The sequence below is a fragment of the uncultured Dokdonia sp. genome (assembly GCF_947492535.1).
Taxonomy (GTDB): Bacteria; Bacteroidota; Bacteroidia; order Flavobacteriales; family Flavobacteriaceae; genus Dokdonia.
In genome coordinates, this window is sequence record NZ_CANLNH010000003.1 from 41,357 (window position 1) to 62,780 (window position 21,424).

Consider the following 21,424-nt stretch of genomic DNA (forward strand, 5'->3'; position numbering starts at 1 on the left):
TCTAGCGTATACGTACGATCATCATATAAAAGAAAATACACATGGAAACAACAATCAAAAAACCTAAAATAGATGCGATCTACCCGCTTACAGCTATGCAACAAGGGTTACTTTTCCATCACTTAACAGAGGGAGAAGACCAAGGCTTTTTGACTGTTCAGTGTGTGATTGATGGAAATCTAGATATAGACGTATTTAAACAAGCGTGGAAAACAGTTACAAAGCGTCATGAAGTCATGCGTACTTCTGTACACTGGAAAAAGGTAGAACGCCCAGTACTTTTGGTACGACCAGAAAAAGAAATTCAGTGGTCATTTTTGGATTGGAGAGATCAACCTATAGAAGAACAAGGGGTATCGCTAGAGGCGTATAAAAAAGAACGAAAAGATCTTGGGGTTGCATTTGAAGAAAATCCTCTTTCTAGAATAACTGTTATTCAAAAAGCAACAGATAGCTATTATCTGGTATGGGAATGTCATCATCTATTATTAGATGGGTGGTCATCTACTATTATTTTAAAAGATGCGTTTGCCTATTATGGAAGTTTATCTTCGGGAACATCACCACAATTACCAACGATACCAAATTATAAATCATATAGAAATTGGTTAAAGGCAAATACATCAGATAGCGCAGCAAATTTTTGGGAAACTACTTTTGACAACTTTACAAAAGCGTCTTTATTTCAACAAAGTACAGCACAGTCATTGGGAAAAAGCCCTACGACATATACAAATAAGTTTACAGAACAAACCTCTAATGATTTAAAAAAACTAGCTAAATATTATAAAGTAACGCTTAATACATTATTTCAAGGAATTTGGTCATTAGCACTTGCTAAGTGTTTTAATACCAAAGATGTGACGTTTGGAACGACAGTTTCTGGACGTTCTATCCCGTTCCCAAATATAGAACGTATGGCAGGAATGTTTGCCAATGTACTTCCCGTACGTACGCTTTTTGATGTTTCCCATTCATTCCAATCCTGTTTACAGGAATTGCAGTCTCAGCAGCAAGAAGCACGTAACTATGAATATTGTAAAATAGATGAGATTGTTTCGTGGGCAAATGTGCCTGAAGATCAACCTTTATTTGATAATTTATTTGTTTTTGAAAATTTTCCTTGGGAAGATATTTCCAGTGGTGATCTTACGGTGAGTGGTTTTGAAAGTGGTATCACTACGACCTATCCTTTGACCGTAATTTTTAAAATAGAAGATTGTATTCAGTATGATATATTAGTAAATACCGATGTGATTCCAACCTCTATCATAGAGTGGTTTCTCAATGTGATCCCTACGATAGCAGTCACCTTACTTTTAAATAAAGATACTTCAGTAAATGATGCCTTGCAACAAATTCAAATAATTCCTAGTGCGCTTTCGCGAAAGCGTATACTGGATGACTTACAAGTTCAAGAAGATTTTGAAAAGAAAGAAACAACCTATGTCGCTCCTAGAAATAAAGTGGAATTAACACTGGTTGAAATCTGGGAACAGCTTTTTGGTATGAATTATATAAGTATTACCGATAGTTTTTTCCATTTGGGCGGGAAGTCATTATTGTCTGTCAAAATGTTTGTGCTTATAGAGGAAAAATTAGGAGTTAAATTATCTCCAACTACATTGTTGGAATCACCTACTATTCAAGCATTAGCAGAAGTTATTAATACCAAAGGGGATACAGATACCGTAGCGTGGAAATACTTAGTTCCTATCAAAACAAAAGGAGAAAAAGCACCTTTGTTTTGTATTCATGCAGGAGGAGGTCACGTGTTTTTTTATAAAAGTTTGGCAGATGCTGTAGATGCGCAAAGACCTGTATATGCATTACAACCTGTAGGGATTTTCGGGGAAGATAATAAGCACCAAAGTATTGAGGAGATGGCAAGAGATTATGCAGATGAGATCAGTCTTGTACAACCGGAAGGAACTTTGAATATAGTAGTTTATTGTTTTAGTACAGCAGTAGGATTAGAAATGGTAGCTCATTTAAAATCTAAAGGAAGAAATGCACATCTTATTGTAGCAGATACCATCGCTGAACATCGATTATTGTTCAATAAAGAACGATTGGTTATTAGAACTACAGCATTTTTAAAACGTTTTTTCTCAAACCCTTTCAAAGCATTATATGCAATGATTGGATTTAGAGTGATGTTCTATTTAAAACCTTTGCGTGTAAAGCTTTTTGGAAATGAAGCCGAAAAGAACACCGAAAAGATGCGATTACATCTCGTTGATTTATTTACTGCCTACCAATGGAATACCAATATTGATAATGTATCTCTTGTTCTTACAGAAAAAGGAGATGATCATTATAATAATGAGATTGTACGCTCATGGAAACCTTTAGTACTAGGCGAAATTGATGTAAAAACCACCAAAGGACAACATGCTACATTTTTTGAAGATCCTGATGTACTATATACAGCACAGGCTATGGATGAAGTAATTGTAGAAAACTAAACAGTATGTGGACTGCTTTTTCAAATAAAGACCTCTCTTTGCCATCAGATCAATTACATCTTTGGTCTGTGTGCAAAAACATGCATGAAGATAGAATATCTACCTATTGGGATATTCTTAACGCTACAGAAAGAGAGAGAGCATTGAAGTTTAGATTTCAAAAAGATCGCTCTTGTTTTATCATTGCAAGAGGGGTGTTGAGAATGCTATTAGGAAATTATTTAGGAATAGCTCCAGCGCACATTGAGTTTCAGTTTGGTCCTAACGGAAAGCCTTATGTGATACATTCTAACGATATAAAGTTTAATATCTCACATTCTGGAGATACTATAATATTAGGATTTATTAAAAAGCATCGTATAGGAGTAGATGTAGAATATACCAAGAGAGAAGTAGATGTTAAAAAAATTGCAGAACACTTTTTCTCTGAAGAAGAGGTACGTTCCCTATTTGCACTAGATCAAGACTATCATACCCAAGCTTTTTATAATTGCTGGACGCGAAAGGAAGCCTTTATAAAAGCAGTAGGAAGCGGACTCGCATTTCCGCTAGATCAATTTGTAGTGAGTTTGGAATCTACCAAAGAAGCAACGCTTATAGATACAAAATGGGATAAAGAAGAAAAAGAAAAATGGATGTTACATGCTATTGAACCTAGAAAAGATTATATCGGAGCTGTTTCTGTAAAAGGAAATGTAGCGGGTATTACCTCATGGAGTTATCAATAGCTAGAAATCCTCTATAAAAAATAGAAAATGAAATTGACAGAAACACAAATAAATGACTATCGTGAAAATGGATTTCTCATCGTTGATGGGATATTTACAGAAGCAGAAGTACAAGGCATACGAGATGGAATTCATAAAATAGATGATAAGCCTATGCCCAACATCATTAGAGAAGAAAATGGTGCGATACGCTCTGTTTTTGCACCGCAAACGATTAGAGAAGAGTTTAACTGGTTATATAAACAAGAACGATTAGTAACTCCCACGCAACAGTTACTAAATGATCCTTCTATATATCTCTATCAGTATAAGCTTAATAATAAAAAAGCCTTTGATGGCGGAATCTGGGAATGGCATCAGGATTATCCGTTCTGGCATATAGATGACGGTGTAAAAGATGCAAACATGCTTTCTGTAATGGTATTGCTACAAGATACTGATCATGCGCAAGGACCTTTGATGTTTATTCCTAAATCTCATAAAACAGGTATTGCAGATTTTCAGTATAAAGCGCATTTAACAGGAGAGAATGTAGACTTGGAAAACTCTTTGAATGGGGATTTAAAATTTACCATTAAAAATGAATTAATAAAAAAAATGGTAGATCAAGATGGAATTCAACCAGGTATTGGAAAGATAGGAACTGCTATCTTTTTTCACCCTAATGTATATCATGGTTCTAATGCAAATATTTCTCCTTATGATAGAAATACAGCTATTATGACCTACAATGTAACTTCTAATTTACCAGAAGATAGAAAAGAAAAAAATAGACCTGATTATATCTGTTTAAGAGATACAACTCCTATTCAACCTGATAATCGATCTATACACGAAATCATTGAAAGAACACCTGTAAACGTATCTTGAAAATAATATAAAACCAACCAATTATTTTGAGTCAATTAAAAAAAGCAGCCTTACTTTCTTATATCAATCTTGGGATTTCCAATATTGTTGGGATTGTGATGACTCCTTTTATCGTAAGAATGCTTGGAGATTCAGAATATGGATTGTTTGCACTTATTGGAGCATTTGTTGGGTACTTATCTATATTAGATTTAGGTTTAACCAATGCTGTTGTGCGATTTGTTGCTCAATATAGAGCGCAACAAGATGATAAAGGACAAGAAAACTTCTTAGCCGTAAGTCTTATTATCTATTCTGCTATAAGTAGTGTTGTTGTCATTTTAGGAATAGTAATGTACCTTAATGTTGATGCTTTATTTGGCGATACCTTAACGCTAGATCAAATGAGCAAAGCAAAGATTATGTTATTGATTTTTATCTTTAATATAGCGATTGCATTGCCAGGAGGTGCTTTTACAGGAATCTGTAATGGATATGAACACTTTGTTTTCCCACGAGTATTAACTATTTGTAAATATGTAATCAGGGCATTGCTGATAGTTGTCATTCTGTACAGAGGTGCAGATGCATTGGGATTAGTGATTTTAGATAGCATATTAAATGTAGCATTTATAGTGGCGACCGTCTATTATGTATTTACAAAACTTAAGGTAAGGATCAAGTTACACAGTTTTAATACTAAATTTTTAAAAGAAATCTTCAGTTACTCCATTTGGATTTTTGTATTTGGGATGGTATACCAGTTTCAATGGCGGACAGGTCAAGTGATCCTTGGAGCAACGACAAGTACTGTTGTTGTCGCGATTTATGCAGTTGGAGTTACACTTGGGTTATATTTTCTAACATTTGGTAATGTCATTAATGGACTTGTGTTGCCTAAAGCAGTGCAATCTATTTATAAAAATAACAGTACAGCACTTCTTACGGCAGAGATGATACGCATTTCAAGAATTACTATGATCATACTCTTTTATATACTGGGAGGTTTCTTAATCTTGGGACAAGAGTTTGTTATTTTATGGGTAGGAGAGACGTATAAAGATGCGTGGCTTGTTGCATTACTTATTATGATAGCTTATGTAATGCCTATATCACAAGGATATGCTCACGCTATTTTAGAGGCTAAAAAACTTATGCGATTTAAGTCGTTATCGTCTTTAATATTGACCATTATTGGGATCATAGTAGGAGGTTATTTATCTACATTATATGGACTCAAAGGAATTATTTATGGAATTTTTGGAGCACTTATCATACTTCAAGTCATGGTGTTGTGCTATTACCAATTTAAGTTAGGGTTGGATATGAAACAATACTTTACAAAGGCCTTGTTTCCATACCTACTTTTATTCATTCCTGTGTGTTTGATCTCATATTATATATTTCAACCTTTGGAAATAGGATGGGGGTTCTTTATCCTAAAAGGAATCTTATATACCCTATTCTTTGTGATTGGAGTGTATATGCTCCTAAGTAAAACAGAGCGCACATTTCTAATGGGAATTTTTCTGGGTACGCTTTCGCGAAAGCGTATAAAGTCTATTCCTACTATAAAAAAAACGTCTAGCCATGAGAATTAAAGAACTGGATGCTTTTAGAGGATTAGCGGCATTAGGTGTTGTATTGTATCATTATACAACGATCTACAGTAAAGATTTTGGTATAGAGTCATCTATATATTTTCCTCATGGATGGTTAGGGGTTCCTTTCTTTTTTATTTTAAGTGGTTTTGTTATTACCCTTACTATAGAGCGATGCACAAGTGGATGGCAGTTTTTGAAGAAACGTTTTGTACGTCTGTATCCTACGTTTTGGATCTGTATTGTAATAACTCTAGGAATTACTTGGATTACAAAATCTCAGTCTATAGATCCAATGTTTGATAGGCATATAATTGATATCATACTCAACTTTACAATGTTTCATGAATTACTCAAATTTCATCATGTAGATGGTGCTTATTGGTCTTTATTACCCGAATTGCTTTTTTATTTATTAATGGCATTCTTGTTTATAATTAAGAAAGTGGATAAGGTATTATGGTATAATGGAGCATTACTAGTTATTTGTTTACTTCACTACTTTTTTCCAATTCCTATCATAAGTAGATTACTGGATCTTAATTATGTATTATTGTTTATGATTGGTATTTGCTTTTACAAAATGTATACCTCTAAAAAGAAACCACCCTTGTATTTACATGGACTTGTTATAGCAAATCTTTCTTTGGCAATTGCGTTGTATAGTGTAGTGCGACCTCATTTAGAGCTTACAATTTTACTGATAGCATTTCCTATTATCGTCTTGTTTTTCTACGTTTTTGTGTATTTAAAATTTGAATTATTTGGAAGAAGTAAATTCCTGTTATTTCTTGGATTTATATCGTACCCATTATACTTAGTACATCAACTTGTTGGCTATATTTTGATGCTATATTTTGATGCATATATGCCTAGGTCTATAAGTATTTTGCTTACTACATCTATTGCTATTTTGATAGCGACAGTTATTACCTATTATTTAGAACCGCCTTTAAAAAGTCTTATTAAAAAAATCCTCTTTAAGAGATAACATGCTAAAACCTTTAACATCGCTTCGTTTTGTATTTGCTTACATGGTTTTTTCTGGCCATTTAGGAGGACTATTTCTTTCTTATAACGAAGGGTTTTTAACAGACACCTTTGCGAGTTACTTATCTATGAGCGAAGGATATTTAGGGGTGAGCTTTTTCTTTATCCTAAGCGGGTTTATTCTATCTTATAAATACAAAGAAGCATTTCTAGAAAAAAGTATAAAATTTAAGGATTTCATATTGGCAAGGGTTTTTAGAATATATCCATTACATCTATTCACCTTTGGGATTGCATTTTTTCTTTCGTATTATGGTAGGTTAGGAGATTTGACATTTTGGTTAAAGTCATTATCTAATACTCTTTTAGTACAAAGCTTTATTCCTGTAAAGGAGTATTTCTTTTCTTTTAATGGGGTTTCTTGGAGTATTTCTAATGAAATGTTTTTCTATACCCTTTTCCCTGTATTACTTCTTACCGTTGCTGTATTGAGGAAATACATCGTTTTTATTCTATTATTACCCGTCGTTATTATAGCGATACAACCTACTACAGATACACATCATTGGGTGTATTATATCAATCCATTTTTTAGAGTATTTGATTTTATTTTGGGAATTTTACTATACGATTTTTATCTGCGATATAAGGAGAATGCATGGGTGAAGCATAATGCAACATTACTTGAGAGTTTTGCGATTGTTTTTTTCTTAGCTTGTTACTTTTTCCGTTCAGGAATTTCTCAAGATTTTAGGTGGTCTATTTATTATTGGATTCCTATGACGTTCTTAATTTTTATATTTTCAATCCAACGCGGGTATATCTCTCATATTTTATCGAAAAGAGTACTTATTTGGTTAGGAGAAATAAGTTTTGCTTTTTATATGATACATCAGTTAGTGATCCAAGTATTATGGATTATTAACTATAAGTTTCGTCTTTTTGAAAATGGATATGTACTCATTGCTATAGCATTGATAATTTCAATTTTAGGCAGCGGACTCCTATATCGTTATTTTGAAAAACCGCTCAATATTTATTTACGTAAAAAATACATTCATAAGTGAATCATATCGCCTACATAACGTCAGAATACCCACATCCTGATACACCACCAGCAGGAGGGATAGGATCATTTATAAAAATGATGGCTACCTCATTGGTGAAAAATGAATATCAGGTTACTATTTTTTTATGTTTGTCTTCACGAGATAAGATATGGTTTGATGAAGCCATACGTATTGTAGAAATTAAAGGAGTATCTCCTTCACGATTTTCAGCAATAAAGGATCGTTTTAGAATACGTAGTCGCGTCAAAAAACATATCAAAGCAGACCAGATAGACCTTATTGAAGCTCCTGATTGGGAAGGTTTACATGCCTTTTTTAATTTCAAAATTCCGGTAGTAACAAGAATCCATGGTTCTATTACATACTTTAACCATCTTCAAGGAATATCAAAACCTAGATTACTATATTACTTAGAGAAAATGGCTATAAATAAGTCTAAAAAAGTAATTGCGGTGAGTGAGTTTTCTGGAAAAATTACTGAAAGTGTATTTGAGTTTCCGTGTCTTAATTTTGAAGTTGTATATAATGGAATCGATACAGATGCTTTTGGTACGTTATTGGCAAATACTTCAGAGAATCAAAACATTCTCTATTTTGGCACTTTAGTTCGTAAAAAAGGAATGATGGCATTAGCACATATCTTTAATATACTTCATACCATAAACCCCAAAGCAACCTTAACGCTAGTAGGGAAAGATGCGGTAGACTTTATAGAAAAGAAATCTACTTGGGAAGTGATGCAAACTATTTTAACTCCATCTGCGTTATGTAATGTTCATTATAAAGGAGTTGTTCCTTATGAAGAGATGTCTCAAATGATTTCTCAATCGGCTATTTGTGTATTTCCAAGTTTTGCAGAAGCATTTCCTATTTCCTGGTTAGAAGCTATGGCGATGGAAAAACCCATTGTAGCATCCTCTATAGGATGGGCAAACGAGTCTATAGAAGATACAAAATCTGGGTTATTAGAATATCCAGATAAATACCAAGCCTTTGCTCAAAAAATAAATAGATTACTCACAGATACCTCTTATGCATTGCGATTGGGCAAAAATGCAAAACAACGTGTGATAGATTTCTTTGATCAGAAAAAGCTGGTTGTACAGAATATAGATGTATACAAAAATGTAATAGGGCATGAATAAGAAAGTACTAGTCATCACACCATTCTTTGCTCCAGAAACACATGCTGCTGTTTTTAGAGCACATAAACTCGTGAAGTACCTAAAACGCATGGGATGGCAACCATATGTTATTACAGTAGCGACTAATTATGAGTATAATGAAGACCCGTCTTTATTAGAAGAATTGAAAGACATTCCTATTTACAGAACAAAATATATAGAACCTAGTATACGTGGTGTGAAAATGGCTTTAGGAGGCGCAGATAGAACTTATAAAACATTAAAAGAACAAGGCATATTTGATCAACCTAACGATATAACGAATAGCAATACTACTGCTGTATCAAAACCAACGCTTACCTCTAAACTTTATCACTATATTCTTAATAGATATCTAAAAAATCCTGATCGATTTTGGACATGGAAAAGAGGTGCTATTACCCTCGCTAAAAAATTAATAAGAGAAGAAGATATAGGTACGGTATTTACAACCACACTCCCGTTTACAGCAAATGAGATAGGAATTGAATTAAAAAAGACAATGCCTATCCAGTGGGTAGCAGATTTTAGAGATCCTATTACGTATGGAAAGAGATTTCATTCATCTATTCCTAAGGTCTATGCAAAACAAAAACGTATTCAAGATCTAACATTTCAATATGCAGATAAGATAGTAGGTACTTCATCATCTTATGGAATGATATTTCATGACCAATACGCAGGCGAATATGATGAAAAATTTGAGTTCATTCCTACGGGAATTGATGATGATTATATTCCAACACCACAAATAGAAAAAGCAAATACCTTAGTATTTGTAGGAGAGTACTTAAAAGAATACAAAGATTCCTTTTTTAAGATTTATAAACAAGCAATAAAAGATCTCCCAATTACGCAAATTCCTCAAATACAAATTATAGGTAATAAAGAGATCAATGAACGTGTTGGATTGCCTTATGTAGAAGCATTAGAACTTTCAGATTATGTTACTTTTTATGATCATATGCCGCAATCACAATTGTATACTATGATAGAAAAAGCGGCATATGTTTTATTGATTAATGGCGATAAGGCCTATTGGTGGTGTGTATTTGCAAAGCTTATAGACTATATAGCTCTTCAAAAACAAGTGTTGGCATTTGTACCAGAAATTAGTGAGGCGAAGAAAGAGCTTATGAAAGCAAATACAGCTACGTTTTTGAAATTTAATGAAGAAGATAGTGTTGAGAAGTTAAGAGCTATTTTTAAAAATCCACAAACCATTCAAAAACCAAATACCGCCTACTGCAAACGTTATTTAGCTTCCTCTCAGGTACAAGCTTTTATCAACATATTTGAAGCATTACACTCATGAAAGGATTTTCTATAATCATACCAACCCTGAATAGAACAGCTTTTCTGTTAGATACTTTAAAAGATCTTGTGGTGCAGCATTTTGAGCACCCTTTTGAGATTGTTATTGTAGATCAGTCAGAAGAAAAAGATCAAGAGGTGCTCACCTATATCAATGATTTTGATTTTATTAAATACCATCATATCACAAGCTTTAAAGGACTTCCAGAAGCTAGGAACTATGGTGCTACTATGGCTATGTATGAGTATCTTTTATATCTTGATGATGATATCAGGTGCGGCTCTGATTTATTGACGCAGCACTTTATTTTTTTAGATGCTAAAGAAATTAGTATGGTTGCAGGCGGAATCACAGAAAAATTTAAAACAAATACAGAAAGTGAGATAGGGAAATTTGTGTCTCTGACTGCAAATCCCCTACGAGGCTTTCATCTGGAAGGACAAAAAGAAGTAGACCACGCAGGGGGAGGAAATTTCTCTGTAAAGAAAAGTATCTATACGCAAGTCGGTGGTATTGATGAGCAACTCACCAAAGGAGCAGCCCTTTATGAAGAGACAGATTTCTGTTTGCGTTTAAAAAAAGCAGGTCATACCATTTTTTATAATCATAAAGCGCATATGACACATCTAGCTGCTGAAACTGGGGGTTGCAGAGTATTAGATATTCGTAAATATATATATTCGCTTTCGCGAAATCGTACTATTGTTATTCATAGGCATTTACCGTGGCATCATAAAATAACAGCAGGTTTATATCTCATAAAACTGATCGTTTCCTACACAATCGCATATAAAGACCTTAGTATTTTTAAAAGTTATTATAATGGCAAGAAAGAAGGAAAGGAAGTTGCTAAACAACCTTCATTAAGAACCGTATAAAGGTATCATGGACAAAAGAAACCTATTAATTCTATCATACGATTATCCTCCATCTACTGGGGGTATTGCTCGTTTATGTCATGAGATTACTATAGGGATGTCTTCTTTTTATGATACGATAACAATATTAACAGTAGATATACCGGTTACTGCAACACCTTATAGTACAACTCAAGTAGAAATCATACGCTTGCCTCCTAAACGTATACAATGCGAATTAGCAACCATACGCACTATACGTAAGATTAAAAACAAGCAATCCTATGATGTTATATGTGGTATTTGGCATCCAGAAGCATTGCTTGCTTTTTTGGGAGGAATGCGGAATATATACATATTAGGACATGGCGCTGAATTTTTAGCAGGAAATGCTACGATTAGAAAACGATTCTGGTTGCCGATATATGCAAAATGGGTCTTAGGAAAAGCCAAAAAAATCATTACGAATAGTCATTATACAAAAGGATTGGTAACATATATTCGACCTAATGCTCGTGTCGAAGCATTACCTCTTGCAGTAAACCATACATTTTTTACACCTCAGGAATCTAAGCAAAAAACTGATGATGATGTTATACGTTTTGTAACAGTATCTCGGGTTTTAAAATTTAAAGGCCATGGTTTTATTTTAAAAACATTTGAAGCCCTTCCTGAAAAAGTACAATCTAAAATAGAATGGCATATAGCAGGCACAGGTCCTTATCTAAATGAGCTTAAAAGAATGATAGATGCTTCTCCTATAAAACCTCAAATTCATCTTCATGGATTTATTCCAGATGCAGAACTTCCTAACTTTTATAATACAAAAGATGTATTTATACTAGCGACAAGAGAAGAAGAAACATCCAATCAAGTAGAAGGGTTTGGATTAGTATTTCTAGAGGCACAATCTTGCGGGATTCCAGCTATAGGAACAAACACAGGTGGAATTTCTGATGCGATAGATGCTGGAAATGGAGGGTGGTTATTTGAACAAGACAATCGGGAGGCATTACAGGATATACTCACATCCATTATAGATACTCCAGAGCTTATAGATAAACAAGCTATAAAAGCAAGAGAGCGCGTACTTCAAAAAAGTACGTGGGAACTTTATGCTAAACAATTACATAAAATTCTTTCGGAGTGATAGCAGATCAATATTATATGACCACGTTCTTTACTGTAATTACAGTGCTGTCTCTTATTGGGGTTTTACCTCTATTACGTTATAGAACGCTTGAAAAATTCCCAGAAGGTAACTTGCTTGTAGGAACCATACTACTACTCATTATCGTAACGCTGTTCATAGGATTAAGAAACCCTTTTGGGAGTTGGCGTTATTATGGTGACACCTATAAATACACAACAATTTACCTGAATATTCAACGTGACCCTCTATGGGAATCAGGGAAAGATTTTGGTTTCTATTACTATATGAAATTACTGGCGAAGTTTTTTAGTATACAAACATTTTATCTAATTACTGCCATATTGTATGTGTTTCCAGTTTACTTTTCATTTCAAAAATGGTTTAAAAAATATGCTTTTTTTGCGGTGGTGATGTATGTTACTTCTATGTCTTTCTGGCCATTTGGAATTAATGGAATGCGTAATGGATTAGCAACTTCTTTTTTTATTTTCGCTTTAGCTTTTTATAATAGAAAATGGATAATGTATGCGATAATTGCATTGTCTATTAGCTTTCATACCAGTATGTTGCTGCCAACATTGGCACTTATTATTGCTCAATTTTATAAGAATACAAAAGTATTATTAGGTCTTTGGTTAGTAAGTATCCCGATAAGCTTCTTATTTGGTAAAAGATTGCTTACCGTGATTAACTTCTTAGTCACTTCCTCTATAGGATTGGTAGATGATAGAGGAGATTTTAGTGCTATTGATAGCGGGGTATTTGCGAGATCGTCTTTTAGGATAGATTTTATTATCTATAGCGGGATTGTTATTTATTTAGGGTATTATTTTATCTATAAATATCACTTTAAAAACGCTTTTTATTCAAAGCTTCTTAACCTCTATATCATTTCAAATACCATCTGGCTGTATTTTATATATTTCCCATACACAAACCGAGTAGCCTATTTATCTTGGTTTTTAATACCAATACTCATAGTATACCCAATTATATATGCTAATAATTTAAAAAACCAATCCTATTTTATGGCAGGCGCTATCTTTGTAAGTCTGTTTTTTGTTTGGTTACTCACCTATTTATAAGCGATGGATAGTACTATACTCATATCAATTTGTACCGCTACTTATAATAGAAGTGAGCTCCTCCCAATACTCTATAGAAGTCTTGAAGCGCAAATAATTACCAATTTTGAATGGATTGTAATAGATGATGGAAGTACAGATACTACAGATCAGGTACTGAATGAACTTATACAAAATGCATCTTTCCCAATACAATATTACAAACAAGAAAATCAAGGAAAACATATTGCGATCAATACTGGGGTTTCTAAAGCAAAAGGAGAATTCTTCTTTATCGTAGATAGTGATGATAGATTACCCTCAGATGCAATAGCAATTCTTAGTAAGAAAGTGCAACACATAAAAGACCATACTGAAATAGCAGGAGTAGTAGGACTAAAATGCTATTTTAACAAACAAGTTGTAGGATCCTCTTCTTTAGAAAGGGATACCATCTGCGATATATTTGATTATCGCTATACACATAAAGTCAAAGGCGATAGAGCAGAGGTTTTTAAAACATCTATTTTAAAGCAATACCCATTTCCAAAGTTTGCAGAAGAAAAATTCCTTCCAGAAAGTATTGTTTGGAATCGAATAGGACAACACTATCAAATGTTGTTTTTTAATGAAAATGTATATGAATGTGAATATTTAGCAGATGGACTATCTGCACGATCTATACTTTTAAGAAGAAAATACCCAAAAGGAGTTATTCATTTATACGCAGAGCTTGGTGCTATCATTAAAATTGGTCTAGTAAATAGATGCAAAGCGTATATCAATTTTTGGAGATTCTTTTTTTGTGATAAGAGTAGTATGTTTCACCATATACAATTATTAAAAAAGCAATACGTCTCTTTTTTGTGGATTCCTGTAGGAATGCTTTTTTATCTAAAAGATTGTCTCACCCAAAAGAAGGATATATGAAACTTTTACATGTCATTAATTCACTTCATTTTGGAGGAGCAGAAAAACTACTTGTAGATACGATTCCTAAATTTATAGAGCGTGGTATAGCTACAGATGTCCTAGTATTACATGCTGAAAAGACATTTTTTTATAAAGAGTTAGCGCAAAAATACCAAGTAAAAATAGTCACTATAAAGAAACGTAATCTTTACAGCCCGCTTCACAGTATTCAATTACGAAAGTATAGTAAAGAATATGACATTATACATGTACACTTATTTCCAAGTTTGTACTGGGTAGCATTATCAACATTATTTTTAAAGAATCACGCAAAACTTGTTGTAACAGAGCATAATACAAATAATAGAAGAAGGAATTTTATTCTTCTAAAGTATCTAGATAGATATATCTATAAAAAGTATGACAAGGTGATCGCTATTTCTAAAGGAGTAAAAGAAAACCTATACAATCACCTTAAGGAAAGAAGTGAAGGTATTATTACCATCCCTAATGGTATACCTACTGAAATATTTAGGGAATCTATAGGTCTTTCAAAGCGTGATTTAGGTATTCCTGAAAATGCAAAAGTGATCATTCAGGTGGCTAGTTTTACAGCACAAAAAGACCAAGATACTCTTCTTAAAGCAATGTCTATATTACCAGAAGAAGTACATGTGTTATTGGTAGGAGATGGAGTGTTAAGAGAAGAAAAAGAAGTACTTGCCCGTACTTTAGAAATAGATGATAGAGTTCATTTTTTAGGATATCGTACAGATATTCCCCAGCTCTTGAAATTAGCAGATGTGAGTGTACTTTCTTCACATTATGAAGGTTTTGGACTTGCTATTGTAGAAGGGATGGCTTCTGGAAATCCATGTATAGGATCTGATGTTAGTGGCTTATCTGAAGTTATTGGTGAAGCAGGAATTTTATTTGAACCAGGAAATCATGTGCAATTAAAAAATAACATAGAACAATTACTTTATGATAAAGAATACTATCTGAAAATTCAGAAACAATGTATTGAGAGGGCACAACAGTACGACTTGTCAATAATGATAGATGCCTATGTGAATTTATATAAAAGGCTGTAAAGCAATGGTCAATTATTCCTTTTAAAACCTATTTTTTCCGTTTCACATTCTTTTATAATGTATAGTGCATTGATGTGAAGTTTATTTGTAATATAAATTAGAGTGAATATCATCCAGTGATGAAAAAAATAATTAGAGTAGCAACACATTCAGGTTCATTAGGAACCCTGTTACAAGGACAGCTTCATTTTATGTCTGCCTATTATGAAATGATAGGCATAGGCAGTAGTGGTGATGTAACCGATGGAGAAGCAGTTATTGATACGCTGGGAAAGAAAGAAAATGTCCGAGTGATTCCTGTAGAGATGACTCGGGAAATAACACCTCTTAAAGATTTAAAAGCATTATTTCAACTTTATAAGATTTTCAAAAAAGAAAAACCCGCTATTGTACATAGCCATACTCCAAAAGCTGGAACACTTGCAATGCTAGCAGCAAAAATTGCTAGAGTTCCAAATAGATTACATACGGTTGCAGGTTTACCACTAGTAGAAGCAACAGGAGCACGAAGACGTTTACTTAATTTTGTTGAAAAAATAACCTATGCATGTGCTACAAAAGTATATCCAAACTCCTTCGGACTTAGAGAGATTATTCTCAACAATAAGTTTACAGACCCCCAAAAAATAAAAGTAATAGGAACTGGAAGTTCAAATGGTATCGATACGTCCCATTTCACGCCTTCTTTCTATTCAGAAGCCGATAAACATAAACTCCGCAAACAATTAACGATTAGCCCATCAGATTTTGTATATACCTTTTTAGGAAGAATAGTAAAGGATAAAGGAATTAATGAACTAGTAAAAGCATTTAAGAATATTCAAAAAGAACATACAAATGCAAAACTACTTTTAGTAGGATACTATGATCAAGAAACAGCACAATTACTTTTAGAAACAGAAAATGAAATAGAAACCAATAAGAGTATTATTCTCATAGGATGGCAAGAAGATGTTCGTCCATTTTTAGCAATATCTAACGTACTCGCTTTTCCGAGTTATAGAGAAGGATTTCCAAATACAGTATTACAAGCAAGTGCTATGCAAATCCCTAGTATTGTTTCAGATATAAATGGGTGTAATGAGATTGTAGAAGAAGGTATTAATGGAACAATTATTCCCGTAAAAAATGTACAAGCCCTGCAAAAAAGTATGGAAGAACTTTTAATTAATAAAAAATATTATACCTATTTAGCTCAAAATGCAAGAGCGCCTATATGTGAAAAATATGAACGGAAACGCATATGGAAATCCCTTTTAGAAGAGTATGAATCATTATAAATAAAATATCCTGAGTACGCTTTCGCGAACCTGTCTGCCGGCAGGCAGGAGCGTATAAAGAAACAATCATAAAGCAATCATAAATATCATATCAATCAACCCACACCCGATCATGAAAACAGATATTAAAATACCTAAGGCACACCACAAAGATGTGTCAGTACATTACCGAAGATTCCTGAAAATAACATTTGCTATTTCTTTAGTACTCTTTATAGTTTCTTGTAAAGCACCCAAAGATATTGTGTATTTTCAAGAGTCAGAAAACCTAGAACAAATCACTTCAGGCAGTCATTTTATAGCAACCTATAAACCCCATGATATTATTAGTATTAAAGTATCTGCTCCAGATGCAGAGACTGCAATTCCATTTAACGCAGGTACAGTTTCATCATCTTCAGAAAGTGGAGCTTTAACGGCAAGTACAACAACATCTAGACCGTCTTACTTAATTGATACCAATGGAATGATAGAATTTCCCGTATTAGGAGAACTTAAAGTTGGAGGACGTTCTAGCGCTGAGGTTAAAGCTATGATCAAAGACAAGTTAACCGAGTATATAAACAACCCTATTGTATCTGTACGACTTGAAAACTTTAAAATTACTATTCTAGGGGAAGTACAAAGCCCTGGCGCTATTACAATCAATAATGAGCGCATTACGCTTATAGAAGCATTAGGACTTGCAGGAGATTTAGGAATTCAAGGAAAACGTACAAATATCACTGTAATACGAGAAGAAAACAGCAAACAAGTTATTCATAAAGTAGACCTTACTTCTAAAGATATATTTAGCTCTCCTGTATATTATCTAGCACAAAACGATGTTGTATATGTAGAGCCCAATGCATCAAAAGCAAAGTCATCAAAAAATAGTAACTGGCCACGTGTATTAACATCGGTTACATCTGTTTTAGGGATTATAATTTCTGTCATTGCCATTACTCAATAACCCACGTAGATTAAAAAAAGATATGAAATCAAATCCCGCTTCTGATGAAACTCTTAAAACTCCTTCTATACCCGGGTTTAAAGACTTTAATCTAAAAGATTTACTCCTTAAATATTTACGATATTGGTATTGGTTTGTCCTCTGTTTTGTAATATTTACAGCGTTCGCATATGTCTCGTTACGCTATTCAGTACCTCAGTATGATGTATCTTCTACTATTGTGATTTCTCAAGAAGATAACTTGAGCGATGCTGGTCTTTCGGTATTTAAAGATTTAGGATTAGAACAATCGAATGATCAAATTGAAAACGAAATTCAAATACTAAAATCTAAAACATTAATCAAAAATGTCATTACAAAACTAAAGCTTAATGTACAGTACTTCTATGAAGGAAGGGTATTAGATATTGAAGAGTATGAAAACCCTGCAGTGCATATTAATTTTTTAGTTCCTGATTCTATTCTCTACAAAAGAAGCGGATTATTTAATATACGAGTCAATTCAGATACTTCTTTTTCTTTTATTGATACTGATGGAAATGAGTTAAGTGTTCATGATTTTGGAGTTCCTGTAGCAACTAGTGTGGGAGAGGCTATTCTAATTCCTAATCAAAGTAATATTAAGAGCTCTATTGGGAAAGTGATCAAAATCAAACTACTTCCTGTACGAAGCTTAGTAGAAAGCTATAGAGCACGTCTCCTGATTAGTCGAGTAGGGCAGAACTCTTCAGTGTTACAAGTCTCATTAAGAGATGCTGTAATCTTAAAAGCAGAAGACTTTGTAGATAACCTTGTAGATGCTTATGGTATAAGGACTATTAATAATAAAAAAGAAACATCAAATAAAACAGCTCAATTTATACATGACCGCCTTACAGACATCACAGAAGATTTATCAAATGTAGATGATCAGGCAGCAGCGTATATGTCACAATATGGTATTACCGAAGATGTTGCTGGATCTACAGGAAGACTGGCAGATATCTCTACAGAAAACAAACGAGAGATTGCTATTTATGAGACACAGAACCTCTTGATCCAATCTACTATTGACTTCATTAAAAATAAAGAAGCAAAAAATGAAGTCATTCCAAGTAATTTAGGAATAGACGACTCTTCTATTTCTACAGATATTGGAAAGTATAATACCTTAGTACTACAACGAAAAAAACTATTAAAAACTTCTACCGTAAAAAACCCAGTAGTTGTTAAGATAGATGACCAATTAGCAGGATTGCGTGAGGTATTATTTCAAAGCTTAGTAAGCTTGCAAGACAAAGTAGCCATTAAACTGCGCAGCGTACAAAGTCGAGAAAGCGGATTCCAAAGTAAACTATATCAAGCCCCCGAAAGACAAAAGGATTTAAGAGAAATAGCTAGAGAACAAGGAGTCACAGAACAGTTGTATCTATACTTACTTCAAAAAAAGGAAGAAGCAGATATTACTAGCCATATTACAGTACCTAATTCTAGAATTATTGATAGAGCTTCACCAACAAGCTTTTTGCCAGTATCTCCAAATAAAAAAAGCACCTATTTTTTATCTACAGTGTTAAGTCTTTTCTTACCATTTGTAGTACTATATGTGAGAGATTTACTAAACACTAATGTTACCTCCAAAAGAGACCTAGAAGAACTAGTATCAGCTCCTATTATTGGAACTATCCCTAAAAGCAAGTCTAAAAATCAATTTGCTATAGATAAAACTAGTAGAAGCCCTATTTCTGAGGCGTTTAGAATATTACGAACCAATATAAACTTCTTACTAGCGGGCATAGATAAAACAACAGGAAAAGTCATTTTCACAACGTCTAGTGTTTCTGGAGAAGGAAAAACATTTATTTCCTCTAATATTGCTAAAACACTCGCTATATCTGGCCATAAGGTAGCTTATATAGGAACAGATTTTAGATTTCCAAAATTTCATGAGGTTATAGATTTACCCAATGGGAAAGCAACCACAGGGTTTACAAATTATATCATGAATCCTGAAATAGCAATTAAAGATGTTATTTATACAGAAAAGACAGAAGATCCATTAGATATTATCCCACCAGGTGTTATTCCTCCAAACCCATCAGGATTATTAATGAATGATCGGGTACAAACTATGTTTAAATATCTAGAAGAAAACTATGATTATATTGTAGTAGATACAGCTCCTGTAAGTCTGGTGACCGATACGTTACTTATCAGTAAGTTGGCAGATCTAACGATATATGTCGTGAAAGAAAACTTCTCAGATAAACGATTATTGAGTATTCCTGAAAAATATTATCAAGATGACAGACTAGTAAACATAGCAGTCTTATTGAATTATGCATCTACCAATATGGGGGGTGCCTATGGCTATGGCTATGGATATAATGTAAAAAAATAAGTAGTCCTCTTCACAGATTATTGATACAATACTCAGTGAAGGATTTATAAAAACAAACGGTAATTATGCTTTTTAATTCGCTAGATTTTGCCATATTTCTACCTATTGTTTTTGTGCTTTATTGGTGTATTCCTAAAAAGAATATCAATGCTCAGAATATACTTATAGTTGTTGCCAGTTATCTTTTTATGGGTGGTGGGATTGGCGATTTTTATCTTTAATAGCACTAAGTACACTCGTAGATTATTATGTGGGGAGTACGCTTTCGCGAAATCGAACTCGTGAGATTCACGACCATAGGGAGAGCGAAGCGTTAAAGCAAAAAAAGTCTCACAAAAAGTTGTTACTATGGGTAAGTATAGGAGTTAATCTTGGCGTTTTAGGATTCTTTAAATACTACAATTTCTTTCTAGATAACTTTATCTCGGCATTTTCATTTTTTGGAAAAGAATTTACGGGAAGCTCTCTTAAGGTGATATTACCCGTAGGAATTAGTTTTTATACCTTCCAAACCTTAAGTTATACCATAGATATATATCGAGGGAAGTTACAGCCCGCAAAAGATATGATTGGTTTTGCTGCTTTTGTTTGTTTTTTCCCTCAGTTGGTTGCAGGTCCTATAGAAAGAGCTACCCATTTATTACCGCAATTTTATATAAAACGAAAGTTTGAGTATGCAAAAGCTGTAGACGGGATGAAACAAATCCTTTGGGGGCTGTTTAAGAAAATAGTCATTGCCGATAATTGTGCCGAGTATGCAAATTATATCTTCGCCAACTCTAACGAATTATCAGGAAGTACCTTAGTTTTAGGAGCGCTATTTTTTGCTTTTCAGATTTATGGAGATTTTTCAGGTTATTCAGATATCGCTATAGGAACCGCTCGTTTATTTGGATTTGATTTAAAACAGAATTTTTCATTCCCTTATTTTTCTAGATGTATTGCAGAATTTTGGAGACGCTGGCATATATCTCTGTCCACATGGTTTAGAGATTATGTATATATCCCTTTAGGAGGAAGTAGAGGAAATGTTAGACAACAAGTAAGGAATACCTTTATTATTTTTATTATAAGCGGCTTCTGGCATGGTGCTAATTGGACATTTATTGTATGGGGTATATTAAATGCACTATACTTCTTGCCGTTACTTTTATCTAAAAAGAATAGAAATCATATTGATATTGTTGCTAAAGGAAAATGGGTGCCTAGTGTAAATGATGTCGTTAAAATGATAAGTACATTTTCATTGACACTATTGGCTTGGATATTTTTTAGAGCAGAAAATATAACACATGCTTGGCAATATATTACTACTATTTTTTCTGCTTCATTATTCCATGTTCCAGAGATTTTTCCAATCCAAGAACTGTTATTGATTCTATGCTTTTTAATTGTAGAATGGATAGGTAGAGAAGGAACCTATGCAATTCAGACAATAGGAACAAAACATAAAGCAGCATTACGTTATACATTATACTATGGGATTGCTTTTGCAATACTATGGTTTAGAGGAAGTGAGCAACAATTTATTTATTTTCAATTTTAAGT

The 21,424-nt window shown here is 33.5% G+C and carries 16 protein-coding genes and 1 pseudogene; all 17 read left to right on the forward strand.

Annotated features, from left to right (window positions below):
* Positions 1 to 41 precede the first annotated feature (41 nt).
* The 17 genes and pseudogenes from Q1A60_RS04950 (at position 42) to Q1A60_RS05030 (ending at position 21,422) form a co-directional block, all read left to right on the forward strand.
* Complete coding sequence (locus Q1A60_RS04950; protein WP_299767291.1) at positions 42 to 2,468, forward strand: condensation domain-containing protein; 2,427 nt, start codon at positions 42 to 44, stop codon at positions 2,466 to 2,468.
* A 5-nt stretch (positions 2,469 to 2,473) separates the two neighbouring features.
* Positions 2,474 to 3,196, forward strand: a complete 723-nt coding sequence (locus Q1A60_RS04955; RefSeq protein ID WP_299767290.1) for a 4'-phosphopantetheinyl transferase superfamily protein — start codon at positions 2,474 to 2,476, stop codon at positions 3,194 to 3,196.
* 27 nt (positions 3,197 to 3,223) lie between these two features.
* On the forward strand, positions 3,224 to 4,066 hold the full coding sequence (locus Q1A60_RS04960) for a phytanoyl-CoA dioxygenase family protein (RefSeq protein ID WP_299767289.1): 843 nt from the start codon (positions 3,224 to 3,226) through the stop codon (positions 4,064 to 4,066).
* A gap of 26 nt (positions 4,067 to 4,092) precedes the next feature.
* Entirely contained in the window at positions 4,093 to 5,646 is a 1,554-nt protein-coding gene (locus Q1A60_RS04965; RefSeq protein WP_299767288.1) for an oligosaccharide flippase family protein, read from the forward strand.
* Positions 5,636 to 6,637, forward strand: a complete 1,002-nt coding sequence (locus Q1A60_RS04970) for an acyltransferase (protein ID WP_299767287.1) — start codon at positions 5,636 to 5,638, stop codon at positions 6,635 to 6,637. Before Q1A60_RS04965 ends, Q1A60_RS04970 begins: the two co-directional genes overlap by 11 nt.
* Position 6,638: 1 nt before the next feature.
* Positions 6,639 to 7,703, forward strand: coding sequence for an acyltransferase (locus Q1A60_RS04975; protein WP_299767286.1), 1,065 nt, complete (start codon positions 6,639 to 6,641; stop codon positions 7,701 to 7,703).
* Positions 7,700 to 8,851, forward strand: coding sequence for a glycosyltransferase family 4 protein (locus Q1A60_RS04980; RefSeq protein ID WP_299767285.1), 1,152 nt, complete (start codon positions 7,700 to 7,702; stop codon positions 8,849 to 8,851). Before Q1A60_RS04975 ends, Q1A60_RS04980 begins: the two co-directional genes overlap by 4 nt.
* Positions 8,844 to 10,184 (forward strand): hypothetical protein, encoded by a 1,341-nt coding sequence (locus tag Q1A60_RS04985; RefSeq protein WP_299767284.1) that lies wholly within the window; start codon positions 8,844 to 8,846, stop codon positions 10,182 to 10,184. Before Q1A60_RS04980 ends, Q1A60_RS04985 begins: the two co-directional genes overlap by 8 nt.
* A complete protein-coding gene (locus Q1A60_RS04990) occupies positions 10,181 to 11,062 on the forward strand; it encodes a glycosyltransferase (protein WP_299767283.1) in 882 nt (293 codons plus the stop codon). The genes Q1A60_RS04985 and Q1A60_RS04990 overlap by 4 nt, the downstream gene beginning before the upstream one ends.
* A gap of 7 nt (positions 11,063 to 11,069) precedes the next feature.
* Positions 11,070 to 12,191 carry a glycosyltransferase family 4 protein gene (locus Q1A60_RS04995; RefSeq protein ID WP_299767282.1) on the forward strand — a complete coding sequence of 374 codons (1,122 nt, stop codon included), beginning with the start codon at positions 11,070 to 11,072 and terminating at the stop codon, positions 12,189 to 12,191.
* Entirely contained in the window at positions 12,188 to 13,279 is a 1,092-nt protein-coding gene (locus Q1A60_RS05000; protein WP_299767281.1) for an EpsG family protein, read from the forward strand. Before Q1A60_RS04995 ends, Q1A60_RS05000 begins: the two co-directional genes overlap by 4 nt.
* A gap of 3 nt (positions 13,280 to 13,282) precedes the next feature.
* Positions 13,283 to 14,188, forward strand: coding sequence for a glycosyltransferase family 2 protein (locus tag Q1A60_RS05005; protein WP_299767280.1), 906 nt, complete (start codon positions 13,283 to 13,285; stop codon positions 14,186 to 14,188).
* Positions 14,185 to 15,264: a glycosyltransferase gene (locus Q1A60_RS05010; protein ID WP_299767279.1), complete on the forward strand. Its 1,080-nt coding sequence runs from the start codon at positions 14,185 to 14,187 to the stop codon at positions 15,262 to 15,264. Before Q1A60_RS05005 ends, Q1A60_RS05010 begins: the two co-directional genes overlap by 4 nt.
* A 119-nt stretch (positions 15,265 to 15,383) precedes the next feature.
* The gene (locus tag Q1A60_RS05015; protein WP_299767278.1) at positions 15,384 to 16,544 is read left to right on the forward strand and encodes a glycosyltransferase family 4 protein; all 1,161 of its coding nucleotides are present in this window, start codon (positions 15,384 to 15,386) and stop codon (positions 16,542 to 16,544) included.
* 112 nt (positions 16,545 to 16,656) lie between these two features.
* Entirely contained in the window at positions 16,657 to 17,496 is an 840-nt protein-coding gene (locus Q1A60_RS05020) for a polysaccharide biosynthesis/export family protein (RefSeq protein ID WP_299767277.1), read from the forward strand.
* Between the two features lie 22 nt (positions 17,497 to 17,518).
* Positions 17,519 to 19,876, forward strand: a complete 2,358-nt coding sequence (locus Q1A60_RS05025) for a polysaccharide biosynthesis tyrosine autokinase (RefSeq protein WP_299767276.1) — start codon at positions 17,519 to 17,521, stop codon at positions 19,874 to 19,876.
* A gap of 65 nt (positions 19,877 to 19,941) precedes the next feature.
* Positions 19,942 to 21,422: pseudogene (locus Q1A60_RS05030) on the forward strand (MBOAT family O-acyltransferase).
* Positions 21,423 to 21,424 lie beyond the last annotated feature (2 nt).